General features: G+C 65.9%; 23 protein-coding genes. 16 read left to right on the top strand and 7 right to left on the bottom strand.

The genetic code is table 11. The features are described 5' to 3' along the window. The first annotated feature begins 3 nt into the window (after positions 1–3). From V6F88_RS00380 to V6F88_RS00350, 7 genes are all read left to right on the top strand, one after another. Positions 4–666, top strand: a complete 663-nt coding sequence (locus V6F88_RS00380; protein ID WP_332607396.1) for a DUF3261 domain-containing protein — start codon at positions 4–6, stop codon at positions 664–666. Further along, positions 663–2,030, top strand: a complete 1,368-nt coding sequence (locus V6F88_RS00375; protein ID WP_332607395.1) for a beta-ketoacyl-ACP synthase — start codon at positions 663–665, stop codon at positions 2,028–2,030. Before V6F88_RS00380 ends, V6F88_RS00375 begins: the two co-directional genes overlap by 4 nt. Further along, positions 2,027–2,488 carry a hotdog family protein gene (locus V6F88_RS00370; protein ID WP_332607394.1) on the top strand — a complete coding sequence of 154 codons (462 nt, stop codon included), beginning with the start codon at positions 2,027–2,029 and terminating at the stop codon, positions 2,486–2,488. The genes V6F88_RS00375 and V6F88_RS00370 overlap by 4 nt, the downstream gene beginning before the upstream one ends. Then, positions 2,485–3,216: a 3-oxoacyl-ACP reductase FabG gene (gene fabG / locus V6F88_RS00365; protein ID WP_332607393.1), complete on the top strand. Its 732-nt coding sequence runs from the start codon at positions 2,485–2,487 to the stop codon at positions 3,214–3,216. The genes V6F88_RS00370 and fabG overlap by 4 nt, the downstream gene beginning before the upstream one ends. After that, a complete protein-coding gene (locus V6F88_RS00360; RefSeq protein ID WP_332607392.1) occupies positions 3,216–4,442 on the top strand; it encodes a beta-ketoacyl-ACP synthase in 1,227 nt (408 codons plus the stop codon). The genes fabG and V6F88_RS00360 overlap by 1 nt, the downstream gene beginning before the upstream one ends. Before the next feature lie 141 nt (positions 4,443–4,583). Beyond that, the gene (locus V6F88_RS00355) at positions 4,584–5,024 is read left to right on the top strand and encodes an excinuclease (RefSeq protein WP_332607391.1); all 441 of its coding nucleotides are present in this window, start codon (positions 4,584–4,586) and stop codon (positions 5,022–5,024) included. A 91-nt stretch (positions 5,025–5,115) separates the two neighbouring features. Further along, positions 5,116–5,577 (top strand): GatB/YqeY domain-containing protein, encoded by a 462-nt coding sequence (locus V6F88_RS00350; protein WP_006218783.1) that lies wholly within the window; start codon positions 5,116–5,118, stop codon positions 5,575–5,577. A 15-nt stretch (positions 5,578–5,592) separates the two neighbouring features. Here V6F88_RS00350 and dinB read toward each other — a convergent pair whose 3' ends face one another. Then, positions 5,593–6,675 (bottom strand): DNA polymerase IV, encoded by a 1,083-nt coding sequence (dinB, locus tag V6F88_RS00345; RefSeq protein WP_332607390.1) that lies wholly within the window; start codon positions 6,673–6,675, stop codon positions 5,593–5,595. Positions 6,676–6,776: 101 nt separating this feature from the next. Here dinB and V6F88_RS00340 point away from each other — a divergent pair, with 101 nt between their 5' ends. Then, on the top strand, positions 6,777–7,211 hold the full coding sequence (locus V6F88_RS00340; RefSeq protein WP_332607389.1) for a PaaI family thioesterase: 435 nt from the start codon (positions 6,777–6,779) through the stop codon (positions 7,209–7,211). 56 nt (positions 7,212–7,267) lie between these two features. On the opposite strand, the gene V6F88_RS00335 is transcribed toward V6F88_RS00340, so the two are convergent. Next, positions 7,268–7,723 carry a BPTD_2524 family lipoprotein gene (locus V6F88_RS00335; protein WP_046804510.1) on the bottom strand — a complete coding sequence of 152 codons (456 nt, stop codon included), beginning with the start codon at positions 7,721–7,723 and terminating at the stop codon, positions 7,268–7,270. 137 nt (positions 7,724–7,860) lie between these two features. Here V6F88_RS00335 and V6F88_RS00330 point away from each other — a divergent pair, with 137 nt between their 5' ends. Beyond that, positions 7,861–9,768, top strand: coding sequence for a prolyl oligopeptidase family serine peptidase (locus tag V6F88_RS00330; RefSeq protein WP_442880109.1), 1,908 nt, complete (start codon positions 7,861–7,863; stop codon positions 9,766–9,768). Here the strand turns inward: V6F88_RS00330 and V6F88_RS00325 are convergent. Together V6F88_RS00325 and V6F88_RS00320 are read right to left on the bottom strand one after the other, a co-directional pair. Then, the gene (locus tag V6F88_RS00325; RefSeq protein WP_332607387.1) at positions 9,765–11,006 is read right to left on the bottom strand and encodes a GGDEF domain-containing protein; all 1,242 of its coding nucleotides are present in this window, start codon (positions 11,004–11,006) and stop codon (positions 9,765–9,767) included. The genes V6F88_RS00330 and V6F88_RS00325 overlap by 4 nt on opposite strands. A 394-nt stretch (positions 11,007–11,400) precedes the next feature. Next, complete coding sequence (locus tag V6F88_RS00320; protein ID WP_332607386.1) at positions 11,401–12,669, bottom strand: MFS transporter; 1,269 nt, start codon at positions 12,667–12,669, stop codon at positions 11,401–11,403. 162 nt (positions 12,670–12,831) lie between these two features. Between V6F88_RS00320 and V6F88_RS00315 the strand changes: the two genes are divergently transcribed. After that, positions 12,832–13,632 carry an AraC family transcriptional regulator gene (locus V6F88_RS00315; RefSeq protein ID WP_332607385.1) on the top strand — a complete coding sequence of 267 codons (801 nt, stop codon included), beginning with the start codon at positions 12,832–12,834 and terminating at the stop codon, positions 13,630–13,632. 244 nt (positions 13,633–13,876) lie between these two features. Further along, positions 13,877–16,573 (top strand): penicillin-binding protein 1A, encoded by a 2,697-nt coding sequence (locus V6F88_RS00310; RefSeq protein ID WP_332607384.1) that lies wholly within the window; start codon positions 13,877–13,879, stop codon positions 16,571–16,573. Between the two features lie 9 nt (positions 16,574–16,582). On the opposite strand, the gene V6F88_RS00305 is transcribed toward V6F88_RS00310, so the two are convergent. Then, entirely contained in the window at positions 16,583–17,296 is a 714-nt protein-coding gene (locus tag V6F88_RS00305) for a metallophosphoesterase (protein ID WP_332607383.1), read from the bottom strand. A gap of 246 nt (positions 17,297–17,542) precedes the next feature. Between V6F88_RS00305 and V6F88_RS00300 the strand changes: the two genes are divergently transcribed. Both V6F88_RS00300 and V6F88_RS00295 read left to right on the top strand, forming a co-directional pair. Then, positions 17,543–18,718, top strand: a complete 1,176-nt coding sequence (locus V6F88_RS00300; protein ID WP_332607382.1) for a PepSY-associated TM helix domain-containing protein — start codon at positions 17,543–17,545, stop codon at positions 18,716–18,718. Then, positions 18,715–18,918: a hypothetical protein gene (locus tag V6F88_RS00295; RefSeq protein WP_332607381.1), complete on the top strand. Its 204-nt coding sequence runs from the start codon at positions 18,715–18,717 to the stop codon at positions 18,916–18,918. The genes V6F88_RS00300 and V6F88_RS00295 overlap by 4 nt, the downstream gene beginning before the upstream one ends. Before the next feature lie 81 nt (positions 18,919–18,999). On the opposite strand, the gene V6F88_RS00290 is transcribed toward V6F88_RS00295, so the two are convergent. After that, the gene (locus V6F88_RS00290) at positions 19,000–19,827 is read right to left on the bottom strand and encodes an aldo/keto reductase (protein WP_332607379.1); all 828 of its coding nucleotides are present in this window, start codon (positions 19,825–19,827) and stop codon (positions 19,000–19,002) included. Positions 19,828–20,088: 261 nt separating this feature from the next. Here V6F88_RS00290 and V6F88_RS00285 point away from each other — a divergent pair, with 261 nt between their 5' ends. Together V6F88_RS00285 and V6F88_RS00280 are read left to right on the top strand one after the other, a co-directional pair. Further along, positions 20,089–21,966 carry an ABCB family ABC transporter ATP-binding protein/permease gene (locus V6F88_RS00285; protein ID WP_332607378.1) on the top strand — a complete coding sequence of 626 codons (1,878 nt, stop codon included), beginning with the start codon at positions 20,089–20,091 and terminating at the stop codon, positions 21,964–21,966. A 51-nt stretch (positions 21,967–22,017) separates the two neighbouring features. Next, entirely contained in the window at positions 22,018–22,401 is a 384-nt protein-coding gene (locus tag V6F88_RS00280) for a Rieske (2Fe-2S) protein (protein WP_332607377.1), read from the top strand. A gap of 55 nt (positions 22,402–22,456) precedes the next feature. Here V6F88_RS00280 and V6F88_RS00275 read toward each other — a convergent pair whose 3' ends face one another. After that, positions 22,457–23,440, bottom strand: coding sequence for a bile acid:sodium symporter family protein (locus V6F88_RS00275; protein WP_332607376.1), 984 nt, complete (start codon positions 23,438–23,440; stop codon positions 22,457–22,459). 111 nt (positions 23,441–23,551) lie between these two features. Between V6F88_RS00275 and V6F88_RS00270 the strand changes: the two genes are divergently transcribed. Beyond that, positions 23,552–24,394 (top strand): LysR substrate-binding domain-containing protein, encoded by an 843-nt coding sequence (locus tag V6F88_RS00270; RefSeq protein ID WP_332607374.1) that lies wholly within the window; start codon positions 23,552–23,554, stop codon positions 24,392–24,394. Positions 24,395–24,404: the final 10 nt, after the last annotated feature.

Below are 24,404 nucleotides of genomic sequence, written 5' to 3'. Positions count from 1 at the left end.
CCGATGATGCAAGCCGCTTCGCCTCGCCCGCCCGTATCCGTGCACACACATGGCGTTTTTGCACGCCTGCCCTTGCCCGTACCCCGCCTTGGCGTTGTGCCGCGCTTGCCCTTGCCCGTGGGCAAGTCGGCCCGGCGCGCGCTGGCCACGGCGGCGTTGCTGGCCGTGCTGATCGGGCTGGCCGGCTGCGCCGGCGCGCCACCCTTGCCCGCCCGCGACGCCGGCTTTGCCGTGCCGCGCCAGCTGCACGTCGTGCAGGTGGCCGCCGACCAGCCCAGCGTGGACACGATGCTGGTGGTGCAGCGCGAAGGGGCGGCGCTGCGCTGGTCGCTGTTCGACCCGATGGGTGTGCCGCAAGCGCGGCAGATGCTAGAGGGCGGCCACTGGCGCAACGACGGATTCATGCGGCCCAACGCCCAGGCGCGCGATCTGTTTGCCGCGCTGATGTTCGCGTGGACGCCGCGGGCCCAGCTGGACGCCGCTTATGGCGCGGGCACATGGCGCACGCGGCAGCAAGAGGACGGCACGGCGGTACGCAGCCTGCTGGATCGCGGCGCGGTGCGCTGGACGGTGCGTTGGGCGCAGCCCTCGCAGCCCGACGTTTTTTCGATTACCGGCGCCGATGGCGTCACCTGGCGCGTCGCGCCGCTCAAGGAACAGCCGTGAACACTTGGCTAGGCACCCCCGGCATCGTCTGCGCGTTGGGCGCTGGCGTGAACGCCGTCGCCCAAGCCGCCTTCGATGGCGACACGCGCGGCATGCGCGGGCAGGCGGGCTGGGTCCGCGACCGCAGCCTGACGCTGGGCGCTTATGACGGCCCATTGCCGGCGTTTCCGGGCACCGCCGCCGACACTCGCCCCCACACCGCCGCCAACACAGATGGCGACATCCCGCCAGGCACCTCGGTCGCCGCCCCGCGCGACATGCTTGCCAAGGCCACCGCTGGCTCCTTAGACGCCCCGCCCAGCGACATCCTGGCCAAGGCCACGGCCACGGCCACGGCCGCCCCCATGCCCGACCATCTGCGCAGCCGCAACAACCGCTTGCTGCTGGCCTGCGCCGAGCAGATCGCGCCGCAATTGCAGCGCGCCATCGCCCGCCACGGACCCTCCCGCGTTGCCGTGGTGCTGGGCACCAGCACGTCGGGCGTCAACGACAACGCGCCTGCCTTCCGTACCTTGGCAGCGCAAGGCGCCTGGCCCGCCGACTACGACTACCGCCGTCAGGCCCTGTCGTCGCCCGCTGCGTTTCTGGCGGCACATCTGGGCGTAACCGGCCCGGCGTATACGCTGTCAACCGCGTGCACCTCCAGCGCGCGCGCCCTGCTGTCCGCCCGCCGGCTGCTGGCCGCCGGCCTTTGCGACGCGGTGGTGTGCGGCGGCGCCGATACGCTTTGCCGCCTGACGATCAATGGCTTTGCCACGCTGGAAGCGGTGGACGACGCGCTCTGCCAACCGTTCTCGGTCAACCGCCGAGGCATCAATATCGGCGAAGCCGGCGTGCTGTTCGTGATGCAGCGCGACGCCGATGACGCCAACGCCGTGGCGCTGCTGGGCGGCGGCGCCAGTTCCGACGCCTGGCATATGTCGGCGCCCGAGCCGTCCGGCGCGGGCGCGCGTCAGGCCATGCTGGCCGCCTTGCAGGCCGCGCGGCTTGCGCCTGCCGACATCGGCTGGGTCAACCTGCACGGCACCGGCACCCCGCACAACGACGCGATGGAAAGCCACGCCATGCATGCGGTGTTCCCGGAAGGCGTGCCCTGCGCGTCCACCAAGGCGTTGACCGGCCACACGCTAGGCGCGGCCGGCGCGATGGAAGCCGCGCTGGCCTGGATCACGCTTTCCGCCATGAATCCCGACGGCCGGCTGATGCCCCACGTCTGGGATGGCCAGGCCGACCCGGCGCTGCCCGCGCTGAATTTCAGCACGGGACAACATCGCTATGCGCCGGGCCGCCCCCGTATCGCGATGAGCAATTCCTTTGCGTTTGGCGGCAACAACGCCAGCCTGATCCTGGGAGCCCAGCCATGAAAGCCTGCCCCTGGCCCGTCGCCAGCCTGTTGCCGCATGCCGGCAACATGATCTTGCTGGACGCCGTGGACGGCTATGACGCCGACAGCCTCAGCGCCCACGCCGTCATCAAACCCGGCCCGTACTCCTTGCCGGACGGCTCGCTGCCGCCCTGGCTGGGCATGGAACTGATGGCGCAAGCCGTGGGCGCCTGGGCGGGTTGCCACGCACGCGAAGCGGGCACGTCCGTCAAGCTGGGATTCCTGCTTGGCACCCGGCGCTACGAATCCCATGCAAACGCGCTGCCCGCCGGCGCGGCCCTGACCATCCATGTCCGACGCGGCTTGATCGACGCCAGCGGCATGAGCGTTTTCGAATGCGAGTTGCGCGCGGAATCCCGCCTGCTGGCGCACGCCCGGCTGAACGTGTATCAGCCCAAGGACCCCGACGAATTTACCCAGGAAGCTTCCCCGACATGAACGCAGCCCCCATTCTTGTAACCGGATCAAGCCGCGGCATCGGCCGCGCCATTGCCATGGCGCTGGCTGACGCCGGCCACGATCTTGTCCTGCACTGCCGCCAGCAACGCGAGCAGGCCGAGGCCGTGCAGGCGGACGTCATCGCGCGCGGGCGCCAGGCGCGCGTGCTGCAATTCGATGTGTCCGACCGCGCACAATGCGCGGCCGTGCTGCAAGCGGACGTGGAAGCGCACGGCGCGTATTACGGCGTGGTGCTGAACGCCGGGCTGACACGCGACGGCGCTTTCCCGGCCTTGACGGCCGACGACTGGGACCAGGTGATGCGCACCAACCTGGACGGCTTCTACAACGTGCTGAGCCCGCTGGCCATGCCCATGATCCGGCGCCGCGCGCCGGGCCGCGTGGTCTGCATGGCGTCGGTGTCCGGGCTGGTGGGCAACCGTGGCCAGGTCAACTACAGCGCGTCCAAGGCCGGCCTGATCGGCGCGGCCAAGGCGCTGGCCGTTGAATTGGCCAAGCGCCAGATCACCGTGAACTGCGTGGCGCCGGGCCTGATCGATACCGACATGATCGACGAGCACGTACCGGTGGAAGAAATCCTGAAAGCCGTGCCGGCCCAGCGCATGGGCAAGCCCGAAGAGGTCGCCGCGACGGTGGCCTTCCTGATGTCGCCGGGCGCCGCCTACATCACGCGCCAGGTCATTGCCGTCAACGGAGGCTTGTGCTGATGAAACGGGTTGTCGTCACCGGCATGGCCGGCATCAGCGCGCTGGGTTCGGATTGGGCCAGCGTGCAGCAAGCGTTTGAATCGGGTCGCAGCGCCATCCGCACCATGCCGGATTGGTCGCGCTTTGCCGAACTGAACACGCGCCTGGCAGGGCCCGTCGAGGATTTCCAGGTGCCCTCGCACTGGACGCGCAAGCAATTGCGCAGCATGGGCCGCGTGTCGCAGCTGGCCGTGCGCGCCGCCGAGCTGGCGCTGGCCGACGCGTCGCTGCTGGGCGACCCCCGCATCACCGATGGCCGCATGGGCGTGGCCTGCGGGTCGTCGGTGGGCAGCACCGCCGAGATCCGCGCGTTCGGCAACATGCTGCTGAACGGCGTCACCGACGACCTGAACGCCAATTCCTATGTGCGCATGATGCCGCACACCACGGCGGCCAACGTGGGCATCTTCTTCGAGCTGAAGGGCCGCATCATTCCGACATCCAGCGCCTGCACCTCGGGCAGCCAGGGCATCGGCTACGCCTACGAGGCCATCCGCTATGGCCGCCAGGACATGATGCTGGCCGGCGGCGCGGAAGAACTGTGCGCCAGCGAGGCGCTGGTGTTCGACGCGCTGTACGCCACCAGCCAGCAGAACGACACGCCGGAACTGACGCCACGCCCCTACGACCGTGACCGCGACGGCCTGGTCATTGGCGAAGGCGGCGGCATGCTGGTGCTGGAATCGCTGGATCATGCGCTGGCGCGCGGGGCGCGCATCCATGCGGAAGTGGTGGGATTCGGCAGCAACTCGGACGGCACGCACATCACGCGGCCCGAAGCGGCCACGATGCGCATCGCCATGCAGATGGCGTTGACCGATGCGGGGCTGCCGCCCGAGGCCATCGGCTACGTGAACGGTCACGGCACCGCGACCGAACAAGGCGACATCGCCGAAACGCAGGCCACGCACGCGCTGTTCGGTGCCCGCATGCCGATCAGCACGCAGAAAAGCTACCTGGGCCACACGCTGGGAGCCTGCGGCGTGCTGGAGTCCTGGTTCAGCATCGAGATGTTGAACCGCGACTGGTACGCGCCCACGCTGAACCTGCGCAACATTGATCCGCGTTGCGGCGAGCTTGACTACGTGCAGGGCGAAGGCCGCCGCATGAGCAACGAATACGTCATGAACAACAACTTCGCGTTCGGCGGCATCAACACGTCACTGATCTTCCGGCGCTGGCCCTGAGCGGTGCCGGGCGTTGCCGGCCCGGCCTTGCCGGGTCGGCATTGACCTGTTCCATCTATTCGCCTTTTTCACTGAATTTTCACCTTCTGTTCGCCTTCTTTTTGCCTTCTTCCCTACTTTCACTCACGGAAAACGCACTTCATGAAGATCACCCACAAGCTCTTTGGCGCTCTGTCCCTGTCGCTGGCCTGCTCGACCCAGGTCCTGGCCGCCGACCGCACCGTCTTCCTGCCCCTGCAACCGGCCATCGAGGCCGCCCTGGCCGCCGGCAAGATCGACGGCAGCGTCAAGTTCTACCTGGCGGGCACGGGGCCCAAGGGACAGGTGCTGGAAGCCAACGTGGTCACCAACCGCAAGACCAATGCGTTTGCCAAGAAGGACCCGGAAGCGTGCCTGTGGGCGGCGCAATCGGCCGTGATCTCGCTGCATGAAGCCGCCAAGAAGGCCGGTGCGAATGCCGTGACGAACATCGTCAGCTACTATCGCAAAAACGAAACCCGCAGCAAGACCGACTACGAATGCCACGCGGGCGCCGTGGTGGCCGGCGTAGCGCTGCGCGGGGATCTGGCCCGCGTGAAGTAAGCCGGGCCGATGCCGGCCCGATGCGAGCCCGATCCGGGCCCGCCCGATTTACACTTGCGAATTGCCGCAACACCACCCAAAAGGTTCACACATGAGCACTGCTACGCTCAAGACCCGCCTGTCCGATGCCGTCAAGGACGCCATGCGCGCCAAGGCTTCCGAACGCCTGACGACGCTGCGTTTCCTGCTGGCCGCCGTCAAGCAGAAGGAAGTGGACGAGCGCCGCGACCTGAACGACGCCGAAATCACCGCCATCATCGAAAAGCAGGTCAAGCAACGGCGCGAGTCCATCGCCGCGTTCGAACAGGCCGGCCGCACGGAAACCGCCGAACAGGAAAAGGCCGAATTGCTGGTGCTGCAAGAGTTCTTGCCGCAGGCCGCAACGCCTGAAGAAGTGGCCGCCGCCATCGACGCCGCGCTGGCCGAAGTGGCCGCGCAAGGCGTGACGGGCGCGCCCGCCATGGGCAAGGTCATGGCGCTGCTCAAGCAGGCGCTGGCCGGCCGCGCCGACATGACGGCGTTGTCGCAACAGGTCAAGGCCCGTCTGGCCTGACCGGACGCCGGGCAGTTAAAACGCGCCGCCGAACAGATCCGGCTGGCGCGACTGCTCGGCGGGATCGGCAAAATTGCTCATCCCCACCCCTGCCAGTCGGTACAGCGTTTCCGGCGGCAGTTCCACCCGTTCGCATAACAGCCTGGCCAACGCCGCCAGTTCGGCCGCCGACCCCGGCGGATTCAGGCTGGTCTGGCTGCGCGTCAGGATGCGAAACCGGTCGGTCTTCAACTTCAGGACCACCGTGCGCCCCAGCGCGCCCTTCTTCAACGCCTGATCCCAGACCTTGCCCGCCATGCGGTCGATGGCGTCGCCCAGCGCGTCCAGCCGGATATCTTCCGAAAACGTGGTCTCGGCCGACACCTGCTGCAACGGCTGGTCGGTTTGCACTTCGCGTTCGTCGATGCCGCGCGCCAGCTCGTACAGGCGGCGCCCGTAGCGGCCGAAATAGTGGGCCAGCTCTTCCAGGCTGTGCGTGGCCAGGTCGCCCACCGTGTGGATGCCCAGCTGCTCCAGGCGCGCCTGCGTCACCTTGCCCACCCCGGGCACTTTGCGCACCGGCAGCGGTTGCAGAAATTCCAGCACCTTCGTGGGTCGGATGACGAATTGCCCGTCGGGCTTGTTCCAGTCGGACGCGATCTTGGCCAGGAATTTGTTGGGCGCGATGCCGGCCGATGCGGTCAGGCCGGTTTCCTCGCGGATCTGATGGCGGATGACCTGCGCCACTTCGGTCGCCGAGGGCAGCCCGCCCTTGTTATGCGTCACGTCCAGATAGGCTTCGTCCAGCGACAGGGGTTCGATCAGGTCGGTGTGGCGCGCGAATATCTGCCGGATCTGGCGCGACACCTCGCGATAGCGGTTGAAGTCCGGGGGCACGTAGATGGCTTGCGGGCACAGGCGTTCGGCGCGGATGGCGGACATGGCCGAATGAATGCCGAAGCGCCGCGCCTCGTAGGACGCCGCGCAGACGACCGAGCGCGGCCCGGTCCAGGCCACCACCACGGGCTTGCCGCGCAGGTCGGGATTGTCGCGCTGCTCCACGGACGCGTAGAACGCGTCCATGTCCACATGCACGATCTTGCGCAAGAGTTCAGACATTCCAGTGAAGACGATGGCCCCGTCGCGCTTGCACGCTGGCGGGCACTGCAAAAAAATATATTATGACCGGCTCTATCCGCTTACCCATCTTGCCCACGCTCATGACCGCACCCGCATCCCCATCTGCCTCTGCCTCCACCGACTATTTCGGCCTGACGATACCCTTCATGCACTTCATCGGGCTGGTGCCCGAGAGCGTCGCGCCGGGATTCGCCCGCACCACCCTGCCGTGGCGCCAAGACCTGACCAACAGCCGGGGCGACGTGCATGGCGGCACGCTGATGAGCGTGCTGGACTTCACCCTTAGCGCGGCGGCACGCGGGTCCGCCGACGCCACCGAAGGCATGGCCACCATCGACATGAACACCACATTCCTGTCTCCCGGCACGGGCGACCTGGTCATTGAAGCGCGCTGCCTGCGCCGTGGCGCGTCCATCGCCTTCTGTGAAGGCGACATCCGGCGCGCCGACGGCGAACTGGTGGCGCGCGCCACGGCAACGTTCAAGATCATTCGCCGCCGTCCGGGCGGCGACTGAGCGGCGCCGCCAGGGGGCTGACGCGCGCCGACCGGGTTCGGGCCGGCGCGCCGCCCTTAATTGGGCAGGTCGCGCGACGGCTTGACGGGCGGGCGCGGGTCCAGCGGCATGTAAGTGCTGCACGACGTGATGCTGTAGTAGATGGCGTCCTGCATGGCGCGCATCGCGGCGGCGTCCCAGGTGCCCTTGCCCCACATCACAATCTTCACGTCGGTGCTTGCCGGGCCATTGGCCTTGAGGTCCACGCGTGACATTTCGTTGTCGGTGTACGGGGCCAGCACGCGCACCACGCCCGACTGCGCCGCCTCGTTCAGGTCGGACACCACGCGATAGGCGTTGTCGGTGCTGCGCAGGCAGTTGTTCGACTGCCGGATCACGGTGGCGTAGGCGTCCTTGAACGCGACCGGCGCCTTGAATTCGCTGTGCGGGGATGCGCTGTCCTGCGAGATGCCCAGCGAGCAACCCGCCAGGCCCAGCGCCAGCGCCGATGCCGCGACCAGATTCCTGTACATGTAATTCTCCAGATGAATTGCCGCGATTATCCCGCAAACGGCACGGCGGCATAAGTGGGGCCGGTTCGACACCGCCCGCGCGACTATGGCATTATCGACCGCATTGAAATCGCGGAGGTCCTGCCTTGTTTTCCTTCATGACGCGCACCATTCTGGCCGCCAGCATCGTCGGCACCACGCTGGGCGCCTGCGCCACCCAGCCCCCGCCCCGCGCCTATCCCCTGAAGGACTTTTTCCGCAATCCGGAACGCGGCTTCTTCCGCCTGGCCGACGACGGCCGCACGCTGGCCTTCATGCAGCCCACCAGCGTGGACGGCAACCCCGCCCGCATGAACATCTATGTGCAGCCGCTGCAAGGCAGCCAACTGGTGGGCGAGCCCCGCCAACTGACCAGCGAAACCGCGCGCGACATCTCCAACTACTTCTGGAAGGGCGCCGACGTGGTGCTCTATCAAAAGGACTTCGGCGGCGACGAAAACTTCCACGTGCTGGCCGTGAACGCCAAGACGGGCAAGATCACCGACCTGACGCCCTATGAGGGCGCGCGCGCCAGCATCGAAGACGATCTTGAAGACGATCCCGATCACGTCCTGATCAGCCACAACCAACGCAACCCCGAGGTCTTTGACGTCTACCGCGTCAACGTCCACACCGGCGCGGCCGTGCTGGTGGCGCAGAACCCGGGCAACATCGTGGGCTGGCAAACCGACCATGCGGGCAAGGTGCGCGCCGCCGTCACCAGCGACGGCCTGAACACCACCCTGCTCTACCGCGACAACGAAGCGTCCGACTTCCGCCCGCTGATCACCACCGATTACCGCACCAACGTCAGCCCGTCGTTCTTCACGTTCGACGACAAGAAGATCTACGCGCTTAGCAACCGTGGCCGCGACAAGCTGTCGCTGGTGGTCATCGACCCCGCGCAACCCGACGCCGAAGAAGAGATCTTCACGCCCGACACCGTCGACCTGGACGGCGCGGGCTACTCGCGCAAGCGCCGCGTGCTGACGCTGGCCGCCTACCAGACCGACAAGCCGCAATACAAGTTTTTCGACGCGCAGTCCGAAGCGCTGTTCAAGAAACTGTCCGACAAGCTCAAGGGCTATGACATCGCCCTGCAAGGGTCGAACCGCGACGAAACCGTATTCATCGTGGCCGCCTACAACGACCGCACGCCGGGTTCGCGCTACTTGTATGACGCCAATGCCGACACGCTGACCAAGCTGGCCGACATCAACCCGGCCATTCCGGAAGCCGACATGTCGCAAGTGCGGCCCATCAGCTACCAAAGCCGCGACGGCCTGACCATCCACGGCTACCTGACGCTGCCCGCCGGCCGCGATCCCAAGAATCTGCCTTGCATCGTCAACCCGCACGGCGGGCCGTGGGCACGCGACGGCTGGGGCTACAACCCCGAAACCCAATTCCTGGCCAACCGGGGTTTCTGCGTGCTGCAAATGAACTTCCGTGGCTCGACGGGTTATGGCCGGGCGTTCTGGGAAGCCGGCTTCGGGCAATGGGGCCTGAAAATGCAGGACGACATCACCGATGGCGTTCAGTGGCTGGTCAAGCAAGGCATCGCCGACCCCAAGCGCATCGGCATCTATGGCGCCAGTTACGGCGGCTACGCCACGCTGGCCGGCGTGACGTTCACGCCGGACCTGTACGCGGCGGCCGTGGACTACGTGGGCGTGTCCAATCTGTTCACGTTCATGAAGTCCATTCCGCCGTACTGGAAGCCCATGCTGGACAAGATGCAGGACATGGTCGGCCACCCCGAACGCGATAAGGACCGGCTGGCCGCGACCTCGCCCGCGCTGCACGCGGACCGGATCAAGACGCCGCTGTTCGTTGCGCAAGGCGCCAAGGACCCGCGCGTGGCCAAGGACGAAAGCGACCAGATGGTGGCGGCGTTGAAGGCGCGCGGCGTTGAAGTGGAATACATGGTCAAGGACAACGAAGGCCACGGTTTCCACAACGACGAAAACAAGTTCGAGTTCTACGAAGCCATGGAAAAGTTCCTGACGGAACACCTCAAGCCTTAGTGCCCCGCGCCTTCATGAGTCACCAGCGGCGCGTTTGCCGCTGGCGCCATGCCCGCCAACCCGCCTACGTGCACGCGGCCCGCGCCGCGCGCGCCAAACGCCATTTCCACCCGGTCGCGCCCTTGCTCCTTGGCGCGGTATAGCGCCACGTCGGCGCGCGCCAGGATCACATCGGCGCTATCGCCGGGCTGGTACGTCGCCAAGCCACCGCTGGCGGTCATGGGCACTTCCACCCCTTGCAGGTACAGCGGCGTATCGCGTAGCGCATCGCAGACGCGTTGCGCGTGCACCAGCGCACGCGCCGGGTCGCAGTCCACCATCAACAGCACGAATTCCTCGCCCCCCAGGCGGCCGAAGCGGTCGGAGCCGCGCACGGCGTGCTGAGCAACCTTGGCGAAATGGCGCAGTGCGGTGTCGCCCGCCGCATGGCCGTAGCGGTCGTTGATGGATTTGAAATGGTCGATGTCCAGCACCAGCACGGCCAGCGGGCCGCCCGAGCGGCCACAGCGCTGTAATTCGCGTTCCAGTTCATCCAGGATGCTGCGACGGGAATAGGCGTGCGTCAGGCTGTCGAACGTCAGCGCTGCCTGCATCTGCTCGGATAGCCAAGTCTGCACCAGCAGCAGCAATGCCAGGAACAGCGCCGGCACGGTGACCGAGCCGCACACAATGAAGAACAGCCCCCAGGACGACGGCTCAAGCAAAGACAAAGGCGTCACGAAACCGAAGCCATAGACCGCAACCCGCGTTGCGTGCAGTGCCGCCAGCCCGAATATGGCCAGCATCAGATACAGCGTCACACCCGGCGTGCGAATCTTTGCGCGCTGCTGGTAGATCACCCGCCCGGTCAGCAGCGCGCTGATGCAGGTAAAGCCCGAATTGAGCAGCATGCGTTCTTGCAGGTGGTCCGTGCCATACAGCAGCAGCGCAAAGGCCAGCACACAAGCCGCCGTGACGCCGCAGGTGCGCGCGATATGCGGTCGCAGCCCGAAGAACTGGCGCACGCCTACGTACACCAGGCTGATCGCGCATACCCACGCTGCGTTCGACGCCATGATGTAGGCGCCCGGCGGCACAAGCTTGGCGGCGGCGAAGGCCAGCAGCGCCAGCACGGCCAGCGTGTTGGCGGCAATGAACGCGCGCACGCCCTTCACCCCGCGCGACTGGAACGGCAGCAACAGCGGTAGCGCCAAGGCCGTAGCCAACGCCCACATCAGGAAGAATAAGGAAGTCGTCATGGTTTTCTGCCGGCCGCGCTTCAGGCACGAATGCCGTCGGTTCAGGCTGCTGTTGCACTGGGTTCATGGATGGATACGCGTTACACGTCAGCATGCTTGATGCTTTTTGTTACCAGAAGGACGAAACGTCGCAGCCTCGATGAACGGCGATACGCCGTAGCGAGGGCGCGACGTTGTCCTGAACCTTTACCTACCGCGCCAAGACGATTGCGCGGCATGTCCAGAAGAATACGCCAAGCCAGGGGCGCCCGGATGCCCCTTTGCAGTATTTGACAGTTAAACCTTTCAGGTGACTGACAATCGAAAGGAACGAGGGGCAAACCCTAGATTAATTATTGTGGTTCGCCCCCGCCAGTCGGCCAAAAGCACTAACCCGGATCAACGCGGGACTGCATCACCGCGGCTTTTCGACGTTGGGCAACAAGATCGCCACTACGCCCAGCAGCGGCAGATACGCGCACACCTGGTACACATAGCCGATGCTGGTGGCGTCGGCCAGCTTGCCCAGCGCGGCCGCCCCCACTCCGCCCATGCCGAACGCAAAGCCAAAGAACAGCCCGGCAATCATGCCGACCTTGCCCGGCACCAATTCCTGCGCGTAGACGACGATGGCGGAAAACGCCGACGCCAGCACCATGCCGATGATCACCACCAGCGCCGCCGTCCAGAACAGATTGGCGTAGGGCAGCAACAAGGTGAACGGCGCCACGCCCAGGATAGACACCCAGATCACGATCTTGCGGCCGATGCGATCGCCCACCGGCCCGCCCACCACCGTGCCCACCGCCACCGCGGCCAGGAACAGGAACAGGTACAACTGGGCCTCGCGCACCGACAAGCCAAACTTGTCGATCAGATAGAACGTGAAATAGCTGTTCAGGCTGGCCAGGTAGAAGTACTTGGAAAATATCAGCACGCCCAACACCGCCAGCGCGCCGATCACCCGATTGCGCGACAGCCCGTTGCCGGCGCCCGCCGCGCGCACGCGCGGCTTCAAGATGACGCGGTTGGCGCTGTACCAACGGCCGATGCCGGTCAGCACCACGATGCCGAACAGCGCCGCGAAGGCAAACCAGGCCACGCTGCGCTGGCCGTGCGGAATGATGAATAGCGCTGCCAGCAGCGGCCCCAGCGCCGACCCCACGTTGCCCCCCACCTGGAACAGCGACTGGGCCAGGCCGTGCCGGCCGCCCGAGGCCATGCGCGCAACCCGCGACGATTCGGGGTGGAACACCGACGACCCCGTGCCGACCAGCACGGCAGCCACCAGCAGCCAGCCGAACGACGGCGCCACCGACAGCAGCAACAGCCCCGCCAGCGTGAAGCTCATCCCCACGGGTAGCGAATACGGCTTGGGATGGCGGTCGGTGTACAGGCCGATAAAGGGTTGCAGCAGCGAGGCCGCCAACTGATAGACCAAGGTGATCAGCCCAATCTGCGCGAACGACAGGCTGAATGAATCCTTCAACATGGGGTAGATGGCCAACAGGATCGACTGGATCATGTCGTTCATCAAATGCGCCACGCTGATCGCGCCCAGCACTTTATAGGCGGTAGATGACGCGGCGGATGGGGCGGAGGCCGGCGCGGAGAGTGGCGCGGCGGCAGGCGCGGGCACGTTGGCGTCCGACATGCCGGCAATGGGATTCTGGGCGGGAGTCATGGGCGGCTTTTGCGATTGGGTTGTGGTTGGCTGACAGCCAAAGCCAGCCATCAGTGTAGAAACCGGCCACGGCGAGGATCTGCCAATTTTCATCGAGCAAGTGACAAAATAGCGCCACCCTGCCCGCCGTCGCGGCGTCATCCTTTTGTTGGAAGTGACATCATGGCCACCCGTCTTGCCCCGCCCGACCCCGCCCGCAGCATCAACGCGCAGGACTACCAGGATCGCCCGCGCGTCGTCACCGCGTTGGCCAAGGAATTTCGCGCGGGCGCGCAGACGGGCGCGCACTCGCACCCGCGCGCGCAGCTGATCTACGCGGCCGAAGGCGTGATGCGGGTCACCACGCCCAGCGGCCTCTGGGCGCTGCCGCCGCTGCGCGCGCTGTGGGTGCCGGCCGGGGTGCCTCATGGCGTCGACATGGTGGGCGCCGTGTCGATGCGCTCGCTGTACATCCAGGCCGATGCCGCCGCCGCCTTCTGGCCGCAACCCCAGGTGGTGGAAGTAAGCGGGCTGCTGCGCGAACTGATCCTGACGCTGACGGCCGAGCCCATCGACTATCCGCTGGGCGGCCGGGCCGAACAGGTCGCCGCGCTGATCCTGTCCGAACTGGCGGCCGCGCGCGTGCTTCCCATCCAGATCCCGTGGCCGCGCGACCGCCGCTTGCAGACCATCTGCGCGGCCATCCTGGACCGGCCCGGCCTGCAACGCGGCATGGAAGCCTGGGGCAGCCAGGTGGGCGCCAGCGCGCGCACGCTGATCCGGCTGTTCCAGGCCGAACTGGGCCTGAATTACCGGCAATGGGTGCAGCAGGTGCGCTTGGCGGACGCGGTCTGCCGATTGTCGGAAGGCGTGCCCGTGGCGCGCATCGCCGCCGACCTGGGATACCGCAGCCCCAGCGCGTTCAGCGCCATGTTCCACCGTGCGTTGGGCGCGCCGCCGCAGCGGTATCAACAGGGCTCTTGACACCTTACCGAAAGCTGAATCGCAACATGCGCATGCAACCGGCCTTGCTGTTTGTCACCGCGCGCAATACATTTCACAGCGCAATTCCCGTCGCTCGCGCGCGCAAGCCGCGTCGCGCGTATGCTAGACCCCGTCCCTATATCTACAGCGGCACACGCCCCCCACCTGGCTTCGGCAAGTTTGGTTACTGAAACCTTATGACGCCATGGCCGGTCTATAGCGTTCTGTCCTAGAATCGCCTGCAATGAGCACCCCCCAGCAATCCTCCGCCACCCCGGGCGGCAAATCGGGCCTTCCCTGGAAACGCATCCTGGTCAAGACGGGCATCGTCGCGGCCGGCGTCGGCGCGTGCGGCGCCGTCGTGCTTGGGCTGGCACTGGCCCTGGCCTGGCCCAGCCTGCCCGACCTGCACGCCATGACCGACTACCGGCCGCGTGTGCCGCTGCGCATCTACACGGCCGACAAGGTGCTGATCGGCGAGTACGGCGAAGAGCACCGCAACGTGCTGCGGTTCGACGAGATTCCGCCGGTGATGCGCCAGGCCGTGCTGGCCGCTGAAGACGACCGCTTCTACAGCCACGGCGGCGTGGATTGGATGGGCGTGGCGCGCGCGGTGCTGACCAACGTGGTCAAGGGCTCGAAGTCGCAAGGCGGCAGCACGATCACGATGCAGGTGGCGCGCAATTTCTATCTGTCTTCCGAGAAGACGTATTCGCGCAAGCTGTACGAGCTGCTGCTCACGTTCAAGATCGAAAACGAGCTCACCAAGGACCAGATCCTTGAGCTCTACATGAACCAGATCTACCTGGGGCACCGCGCCTATGGCTTCGCGGCCGCGTCGCGCGCCTACTTCGGCAAGCCGCTGTCGGAAGTGACCCCGGCGGAAGCCGCCATGCTGGCCGGCATCCCCAAGGCCCCGTCGCGCTTTAACCCCATCACCAATTTCCCGCGTGCCGAGATCCGCCAGCACTACGTGCTGGGCCGCATGAAGACGCTGGGCTACATCACGCCCGAGCAGGCCGACGAAGCGCTCAAGCAACGCCTGACAATCCGCGGCGCCGACGGCACCAGCGCGCGCGGCTTCGCGGTGCACGGCGATTACCCGTCGGAACTGGCGCGCCAGTTGATGTATGGCGTGTTCCAGGAAGAAACGTATTCCAAGGGCATCGACGTCTACACGACCATCGATTCCAAGGCCCAGGAAGCTGCCTACCGCGCGGTGCGCGATGGCGTCATGGACTACACGCGCCGCGCCGTGTATCCCGGGCCGGAAGACCAGATCGATTTGCCTGACGGCGTTGAAAGCGATGCGCAAGCGCTGGACGAGATTCTGGACGGCGTGCAGGACAAGACGCCGGACAGCGAAGACCTGCTGGCGGCCGTGGTGCTGTCGGCCAGCCCTACCGAGGTGAAGGTGGCCCGCAGCGCGCGCGACATCATCACCATTTCGGACAAGAAGGCCCTGGCCGTGGTGGCCCGCGCCTTGAACCCGAAGGCCGGCGACAGCCAGCGCATCCGTCGCGGTTCGGTCGTGTACATCCACAAGACGGGCGGCAAGGACAGCGACACCTGGGAAATCATCAACATGCCGGCGCTGCAAGCGGCGCTGGTGTCGATGGCGCCCCAGGACGGCGCGATCCGCGCCATGATCGGCGGCTTTGACTACAACCGGGGCAACTTCAACCGCGTGACGCAGGCTTGGCGCCAGCCCGGTTCGAACATCAAGCCTTTTGTCTATGCCGCCGCCCTGGAACGCGGCTTTACCCCCGCCACGCAGATCTCGGACCAGCCGTTCATGTTGACGGCCGCGCAAACGGGCTCCAAGGACTGGCAGCCCAAGAACGACGGCAACAAGTACGAACCGATGCTGACGTTGCGCCAAGGCTTGTACCGGTCCAAGAACATGGTGTCGATCCGCATTCTGCAAGCGATTTCGCCGCAGTACGCGCAGGACTATCTGACCCGTTTCGGCTTTGACAAATCGCGCTGGCCGGCGGTGTTGCCGCTGGCGCTGGGCGCGGGTGGCGCCACGCCGTTGCAGGTGGTCAATGGCTATGGCGTCTTCGCCAACGGCGGTTATCGCGTGACGCCGTATCTGGTGGACCACGTTACCGACCGTTCTGGCAAGGTGCTGATGCAGGCCCAACCGGTCAAGGCGGGCGACGAGGCGGCGCGCGCCATCGACCCGCGCACCGCCTGGGTCATGGACGACATCCTGCGCGGCGTGACGACCAGCGGCACGGCCGCGCGCGCGCATCAGGTCCTGAAGCGCAACGACGTGGGCGGCAAGACGGGCACCACGAATGATGCGGTGGACGTCTGGTTCTCGGGCTTCACGCCTGATCTGGCCACGACCGTCTGGATGGGCTTTGACCAGCCCAAGTCCCTGGGCACCAACGAATTCGGCAGCGGCTTGGCGTTGTCCACGTGGCTGGACTACATGCAGCCGGTATTGAAGGGCATGCCCGAAGCCAAGCAGCCGCCCCGTCCGGACGGGCTGTTGGTGGATAACGGCGAATACTATTTTGCGGAATTCCCGCCCGGGCAGGCGGTGGCTTCGCTGGATTTGTCGTCGGGTGATGCGCTGACCGATTTCCTGAACAACAACCGCAGCACCGACGGGGTGGATACGTCTGTCAAGCCGCTGCCGGCCCCGGGTGGTGCCGTGCTGCCGCAAAATTCGAACAACGGCGCGGTGCAGCCGCCGTTGCAGCCCCTTCAGGCACCCAACGCCGCGAATGTCGCGCCGGCCGCGATGGCGGGTGTAGCGACTTCTGGATTACCGGCGGCGGGCGTACCGGCGGCGGGCGTACCGGCGGCGGGCGTACCGGCTTCGGGCATACCGGCTTCGGGCGTACGGGCTTCGGGCAGCGCTGACGATGCTGCTGCCCGCGCAAGCGCGGTATCCACGTCCAGCTCGGTCATCGCGCGGCCTCTGTAACCGGCCGACCTACTCCTCTACCGCCAGTTCCGTCACGACCTCGTGCGGCCAGGCGGTCAGCGATTCCAGGTCCAGGAACGTGAAGAAGCCGGACCGCCAGCCCTCGGTATCGATGTGATAGACGTTGCCCAGGACCAGCGGCGCGGCCACCGGCGTGTGCCCGGCCACCACCGCCCGCACGCCCTGGATGCCCGTGCGGTTCATCTGCCGCAAGCGGTCGCGTGACCACTGGCACGCCGCGCTGGTGCGTTTGTAGCGATCTTGCAGCGCGAATTCAAGGCGGGGCCAGAACAGCACCGGGCAATCCGCATGCAGCAGGCCCACCGCCCCCTCGCGCGTCTCGACCTCGATAGCGATGGGCAGCTTGGCAAACGCGTCGGCAAACACTTGCTGCTGGTCGGCAGGCAGGTCCAGAAACCAGCCGCCGCCGTAACCGCGCCAATTGATCACGTCCACCTGCCCCGTACGCACGTGGCGAATCGCATAGTCTTCGTGGTTGCCCTGCACCGCGAAAAACCAGGGTTGGGCCAGCCAGTGCAGCGCGGCCTCGCTTTCAGGCCCGCGATCAACCAGGTCGCCCACGGAAAACAGCCGGTCGCGAGCCGGGTCGAAACCCAGCCGGTCCAGGCTTGCCTGCAAACGCGAAAAATGCCCGTGCACGTCGCCCACCGCGAAATCGCGGCCGCGCTCGTTGCGCGGAACTTTTAAAAATCGCTGCTCCATGATGCTTCTCGACTGCCCGTTGCGGGGCGGGCAAGACCCGTCCCTTGAAACAAACCGTGGCGGCTCGCGCCCGGTCACTCCCGAGCTGTCTTTTTAACCCGCTTTAGTTGACGCCGGCCTTGCACCCCTGGCCATCCGGGGGTCAAATATTCCGTTACGAGAATCGCTATTATTCGTGATAATGTTCCGCCTTCCTCACAAACAGCTTAAAGGGGGCCGCGCGCGCCGCCGCCCCCTTCCGCCGCCATGACAGCCGCGTCCACCATTAAAACCTGGTATTGGATCCACAAGTGGACCAGCCTTGTCTGCACCATCTTCCTGCTCATCATCTGCCTGACGGGCTTGCCGCTGGTCTTTCATCACGAAATCGAACACTGGCTGGATGACGCCAAGCCGCTGTCCGACGTGCCGGCCAATACGCCGCCCGCCAACCTGGACAAGCTGGTCTCCAGCGCGTTGACCCTGTATCCAGGCGAAGTGGTTGATTACCTGTTCTTCGACCCGGACGAACCCCAGGTGTATGTCGGCATGGCCAAGAAACCGGGCGATGGCCAGGCGTCCGGGCACGCGGTCCGCATGGACGGCCGCACCGGCGACGTGCTGCTTGAAGGCCCGCTATATACCGAAGACAAGTTCTCGTTCATGGGCATCATGCTGGCCCTGCATGTGGATTTGTTTGCCGGCCTGCCCGGCGAATTGTTCCTGGGCTTCATGGGGCTGCTGTTCTGTGTGGCTATCGTGTCGGGCGTGGTGTTGTACGGCCCGTTCATGAAAAAGCTGGAGTTCGGCACTGTTCGCGCTGCCCGGTCCACGCGCCTGAAGTGGCTGGACCTGCACAACCTGCTGGGCATCGTGACGCTGGTGTGGGCCTTCGTGGTGGGCTTTACCGGCGTCATCAACGAACTGTCCACCCCGTTGTTCCGTCTGTGGCAGTCCACTGAATTGGTCCGCATTCTGGAACCCTACAAGGGGCAGACCGTGCCCACGCAGCTGGCCTCGGCGCAGCTGGCGGCCGACACGGCCAAGAAAGCCATGCCGGGCAACGAGGTGTCGTTCATCGCCTTCCCGGGCAACGCCTTCGGCAGCCCGCACCACTACATCGCCTGGATGCGCGGCGATACGCCGCTGACTTCGAAGCTGAACACGCCTGTGCTGGTCGACGGCAGAACCGGCGAACTGACCACCGTGGCCAAGATGCCGTGGTACCTGACCGCGCTGGAAGTGTCGCGCCCCCTGCACTTTGGCGATTACGCAGGCCTGCCGCTGAAGATCATCTGGGCCTTGCTTGACCTCATCACCATCGTGGTGCTGGTCAGCGGCCTGTACCTGTGGATTGCGCGGCGCCGCGCCACCGAGGCGCGCATCAACGAGCTGGTGAAAAAGCATCAGGCCGCCGCCGCCCCGCAAAGGACCCCCGCATGAGCCCCCGCCACGCCAAAGGCCGCGGCGGTCGTGGCTTCATGTTCGTATGGGGCGCGCCCATCCTGCTAGGCGTGCTCAGCGTCTTCGGCCTGCTGGCCGCGCTGTTGGGCACGGGCGCCTGGCACTGGGCGTCGTGGATCACGCTGACCATCCTGCTTGTGGTCATCGTCCGCTACTGGGTGTTCCCGCTGAAGCACTAGGCCGGCCATGGGGCCCCGCAGCCCCATTCCCGCGCCGTGTCCGGGGCCTTGGGTCTTGTGCCAGACCCTGCCCCCGGCCGGCTATCGGCCGAACTGTTCGGGATCAGGCCCCAGCCGCGCGCCGTTCTTGATGCCGTCGATCGCGGCCATCTCATCCGCTGACAATTCAAAATCAAAAATGTCGATGTTCTCGCGGATGCGGGCGGGCGTGACCGACTTCGGAATCACGATAAGACCGCTTTGCACGTGCCAGCGCAGCGTGATCTGCGCGGGTGACTTGCCGTGCTTGGCCGCCAGGTCCACGATGACTTTTTCCTTCGTCACGCCGCCCTGTGCCAGTGGGCTCCAGGATTCGGTGGCGATGCCGTGCTTGGCGTGGAAAGCCCGCAGGTCGGGCTGGGCGAAGCCCGGATGCAGCTCGATCTGGTTCACCGCCGGCGTGACGCCGGACGCTTCGATCAGCTGTTGCAGATTGGCCTGCGTGAAGTTGGACACACCGATCGAACGCGCGCGGCCGTCTGCCTTCATTTCGACCATCGCGCGCCAGGCATCCAGGAATTGGGTGCTGCCCGCCACCGGCCAGTGGATCAGGTACAGGTCCACATAAGCCAAGCCCAGCTTTTCCAGACTTTCGTCCATGGCCTTGTGCGCGTCGTCATAGCCGTGCTTGTCGTTCCACAGCTTGGTGGTGATGAACAGGTCCTTACGCGCCACGCCCGACGCGCGCAGCCCCGCGCCCACACCTGCCTCGTTGCCGTAGATGGCCGCCGTGTCCACCGACCGGTAGCCGGCCGCCAAGGCTTCCTTGACGCTGGCGGCCGCCTGGTCGTCGGGCACCTGCCAAACGCCCAGCCCCAATTGCGGGATGTTGCTGCCGTCGTTCAATTTCACTGCGGGTACCTTCGCCATAAGCCCTCCGAAACGTGCAACGCAACGCTCGCGCGGCGAATACGCGCCAGGTCGCGCAATCCAGGGGCACAGCCCGGCCAACCCCGGATTGAAGAGATAAAAAAGCGGGCTTGCCGAGCTGCGCCCGCATTGCGATACCGGTCTGACATCCCCAGGCAATGGTCCGTAAATACCAGGGGTTATCACCCAAATAATAGCGCCCGTGCCGGATAATGCCCTTCACCCCGCTCCACCCCCCGCTTTCGCCCCCCAAGGCCAGCCATGAATTCCCCTGACGCGCCCCCGAAGAATCGCGGCGGTTTTTCCACCTTGCGTACCCTATTCCCGTACTTGTGGCCGCCCGGCAAGACCGGCCTGAAGGTGCGCGTCGTGGCCGCATTGCTGTGCCTGTTCGCGGCCAAGGCGGCCACCGTCTATGTGCCGCTGATCTACAAACACGCCATCGACGAACTGGGCAAGGGCGCGCCCGGCGCGGTGACGGTGCCACTGGGCCTGATCCTGGCCTATGGCACCGCGCGCGTGTTGTCGCTGCTGTTCTCGGAATTGCGCGACGCCATCTTCGCCCGCGTCGGCCAGCACGCCATCCGCGCGGTCGGCTTGCAGATCTTTCGCCACCTGCATGCGTTGGCGTTGCGTTTTCACCTGTCGCGCCAGACCGGCGGGCTGACACGGGCCATCGAACGCGGCACCAAGGGCATCCAGACGCTGCTGTCGTTTTTGCTGTTCAACATCCTGCCCACGTTCTTTGAAATCGGGCTGGTGTGTATTGTGCTGTGGAAGATGTTCGACATCTGGCTGGCCGCGGCCACCGGCGCCACCGTCATCCTGTACATGGCCTACACGCTTGCGGTGACGGAATGGCGCGCCAAGTTCCGGCGCCAGATGAACGAAACCGATTCAGAAGCCAACACCAAGGCCATTGAAAGCCTGTTGAACTACGAGACGGTCAAGTACTTCGGCAATGAAGAGCACGAGGCGCGCCGCTACGACGCTTCCCTGACGCGCTACGAGCGCGCCGCCGTGCGCAGCCAGGTCAGCTTGTCGATTCTGAACGTGGGCCAGGCCGCGATCATTTCGGTGGGCTTGACGCTGGTGATGTGGATGGCCGCCACCGGCATCGCCCAGGGCCGCTACACGCTGGGCGACTTTGTCCTGGTCAACACCTACCTGTTGCAGCTGTACCAGCCCCTGAGCTTCTTCGGCTTCATCTACCGCGAAATCAAGCAGGCCATGATCGACATGGAACGCATGTTCGAACTCTTGGGGCAGGACCGCGAGGTGGCCGACCGCCCCGACGCCCAGCCGCTGCGCGTGGCGGGCGGCGAAGTGGAATTTCGCGACGTGTATTTTGGCTATGACGCGCGCCGCCCCATCTTGAAGGGCGTGAGCTTCACCATTGCGGCGGGCAAGACCGTGGCGGTGGTCGGCACGTCGGGCGCCGGCAAATCCACCATCGCCCGCCTGCTGTTCCGCTTCTACGACGCGGACAGCGGCGCCATCCTGGTGGACGGCCAGGACGTGCGCAACGTCACGCAGGCCAGTCTGCGCGCCGCGATCGGCGTGGTGCCGCAGGACACGGTGCTGTTCAACGACACCATTCACTACAACATCGGCTACGGCCGACCCGGCGCGACCGACGCCGAGATCGAAGCCGCGGCGCGCCTGGCGCACATCCACGACCTGATCATGACCATGCCGGACGGCTACCAGACCATGGTGGGCGAGCGCGGGCTGAAATTGTCGGGCGGGGAAAAGCAGCGCGTGGCCATCGCCCGCACCATCTTGAAGAACCCGGCCATTTTCCTGTTCGACGAGGCCACCAGCGCGCTGGACACCCACACCGAGCGCGAGATTCAGGCGAACCTGCGCGAAGTCAGCCAAGGCCGCAGCACGCTCATCATCGCGCACCGCCTGTCCACCGTGGCCGACGCCGACGAGATCATCGTGCTGTCCGAAGGGCGCATCATCGAACGCGGGCGCCATCCGCAGTTGCTGGCGCAACGCGGCGTGTACGCGGGGATGTGGGCGCGCCAGCAGGACGGCGCCGCATCAAATGAAGACGCCGACGCTACGTCAAACGAAGACGCCGACGTTGGCGACGCCCCGGCCGGCGGGCCGGCGAACAGCCCGGCGGATTGACAAGCCCCGCCGCCCTGACCGAACATCGCACCCTTTCGTAAAAGGCCCGCCATGCAGGAACCCTCACTTGCCTCCGAAGTCCGCGTCTGTGCGGCATCCGACCTGGCCAACGGCGGCCTGGGCGTCAAAGTGCCGGTATCCGACGGCGCGGGTCAGACCACCGCCTTTTTCGTCCGTTATCAGGACCGCGTGCATGGCTACCTGAACCGCTGTGCCCACGTGGGCGTGGAACTGGACTGGGAAGGCAGCTTCTTCACCCGCGCGGGTGACCTCATCATGTGCGCGCGCCATGGCGCGATCTATCAGCCCGACACCGGACTATGCGTCGGTGGGCCGTGCAAGAACGGGCGACTGACCGCGCTGACGGTGTCGGAACGCGATGGCGCCGTGTACTGGCATCCCACGGGCAAGATCGTTCCACGCGACGGCGGCTGACAGCGGACGTTGGCGGCTTGCGCAGGCGTTTTACCACGACCGCCGCCATTGCCGACTACGCCCCCGCCACGGCAGCCTGTGCCGGCGGCTGCCGTTCCGCATAGCGTCGTGCCAACACGGCGCACACCATCAGCTGCATCTGGTGAAAGATCATCAAGGGCAGCACCACCACGCCCATCTGCGACGTGCCAAACAGCACGGTGGCCAGCGGAATGCCGGACGCCAGTGACTTCTTCGACCCGCAGAATACCAGCGTGATTTCGTTCTCTTTGGACAGGCCCAGCTTGCGGCTGCCCCACGTCGTAATCACCAGCACCGAGCCCAGCAGCAATGCATTGACCAGCACCATCGTGGCCAGATCGATCGCCGGAAACGCGTGCCAGATGCCCTGCGCCACGGCTTCGCTAAAGGCCGTGTAAACGGCCAGCAAAATCGAACTGCGATCCACCTTGGACAGGGTGCGGTTGTTGCGCTGCGCCCAGGCGCCGATCCACGGCCGCAACAGGCTGCCCACCGCAAACGGCAGCAGCAGCTGCAACAGGATGCGGCCCGCGTCAGCCAGCCCGTGCCCGCCACCCTGCCGATGCAGCAACACCGCCACCAGCAACGGCGTCAACACGGTGCCCAGCAAGTTGGACGCGGTCGCCGCGCAAATGGCGCCCGGCACGTTGCCCCGCGCCATTGACGTGAAGGCAATGGAAGACTGCACCGTGGAAGACAGCGTGCACACGAACAGCACGCCCAACCACAGCGAAGGCGTCAGCAGCCCCGGGAACAAGGCCCGCAAGCCCAGCCCCAGCGCGGGAAACAGGATGAAGGTGCAGGCAAGGATCAACGCATGCAGGCGCACGTCTTTGACGCCCGCCACGATGGCATCCGTGGAAAGGCGCGCGCCGTGCAGGAAGAACAGCAGCGATATCGCCACGTTGCTGGCCACCATCATGAACGTGGCGCCCCTGCCCACGGCAGGGAAAAAACTGGCGAACGCCACGGTGGCGATCAGGATCAGGGTGAATTGGTCAGGTAAAAAGCGGCGCATGGCTAGGTTTCCAGGAAATTACGGAAAACTATAGGCGGGCCGCTTGCTATCGTGAAGCCCATTGATTACTTTGACTGTCATCGAAAAGTCCTATAACCATATCGGCGCGACATGCTTAATCCCTTGTGGCTCAAGACCTTCACGGTGGCCGCCGGCGCCCCCAGCTTTACCGAAGCCGCCCGCCGCCTGGGCCTGACGCAGCCCACCGTCAGCGAACATATCCGCCAACTGGAACAGTCCGTGAACCGGCGCCTGTTCCTGCGCGACACGCATTCGCTGGCGTTGACCAGCGACGGCCGCAGCCTGCTGGTGCACGCCGAGATCATTCTTGACGCGCACGAACGCGCCGCGCGGCTGTTCGACGCGCCGCGCCTGCGCGGTCGCGTGCGGCTGGGCACGTCGGACGACCTGGCGATGGGGCCGCTGCCCGAGGTGCTGGCCGCGTTTCGGCTGGCGCATCCCGAGGTGGAACTGGACCTGACCATCGGCGTCACCAGCGAGCTTTACAAACTGCTGGACGACAGCGAGCTGGACGTGATGATCGGCAAGCGGCGGCGCGGCGATCGCCGGGGGCAGACGCTGCACAAGGAAGCGCTGCTGTGGCGCGCCAAGGAAGGCCTGCGGTTCGCGGCGGACGCGCCGCTGCCGTTGATATTGCTGCGCGAGCCCAGCGTGACGCGTACGCTGACGCTGGACGCCCTGGCGCGCGCCGGGCGCAGCTGGCAGATCGTGTGCACCAGCACCAGCTACGCGGGCTGCCAGGCGGCCGCGCGGGCGGGGCTGGGCATTACCGTGCAGCCTTCGCATCTGTCCACGGCAGGGCTGGCCGCGCCGGGCGGCGCGACGCCATTGCCGCCCTTGCCGCAGGTGGAATTCATCGTCATCTCGGCGCCCGCGCCCAACAAACCCACGCGCGCGCTGACCAACATCCTGATGCGCAGCACCTTGACCTGACGGTGCTGCA

It is taken from the genome of Achromobacter sp. ESBL13 (genome assembly GCF_036668755.1).
In the GTDB taxonomy this organism is placed as follows: domain Bacteria; phylum Pseudomonadota; class Gammaproteobacteria; order Burkholderiales; family Burkholderiaceae_B; genus Achromobacter.
Note: the sequence above shows the minus strand (reverse complement) of the source record. Positions and strands in the feature narration are given on the sequence as shown.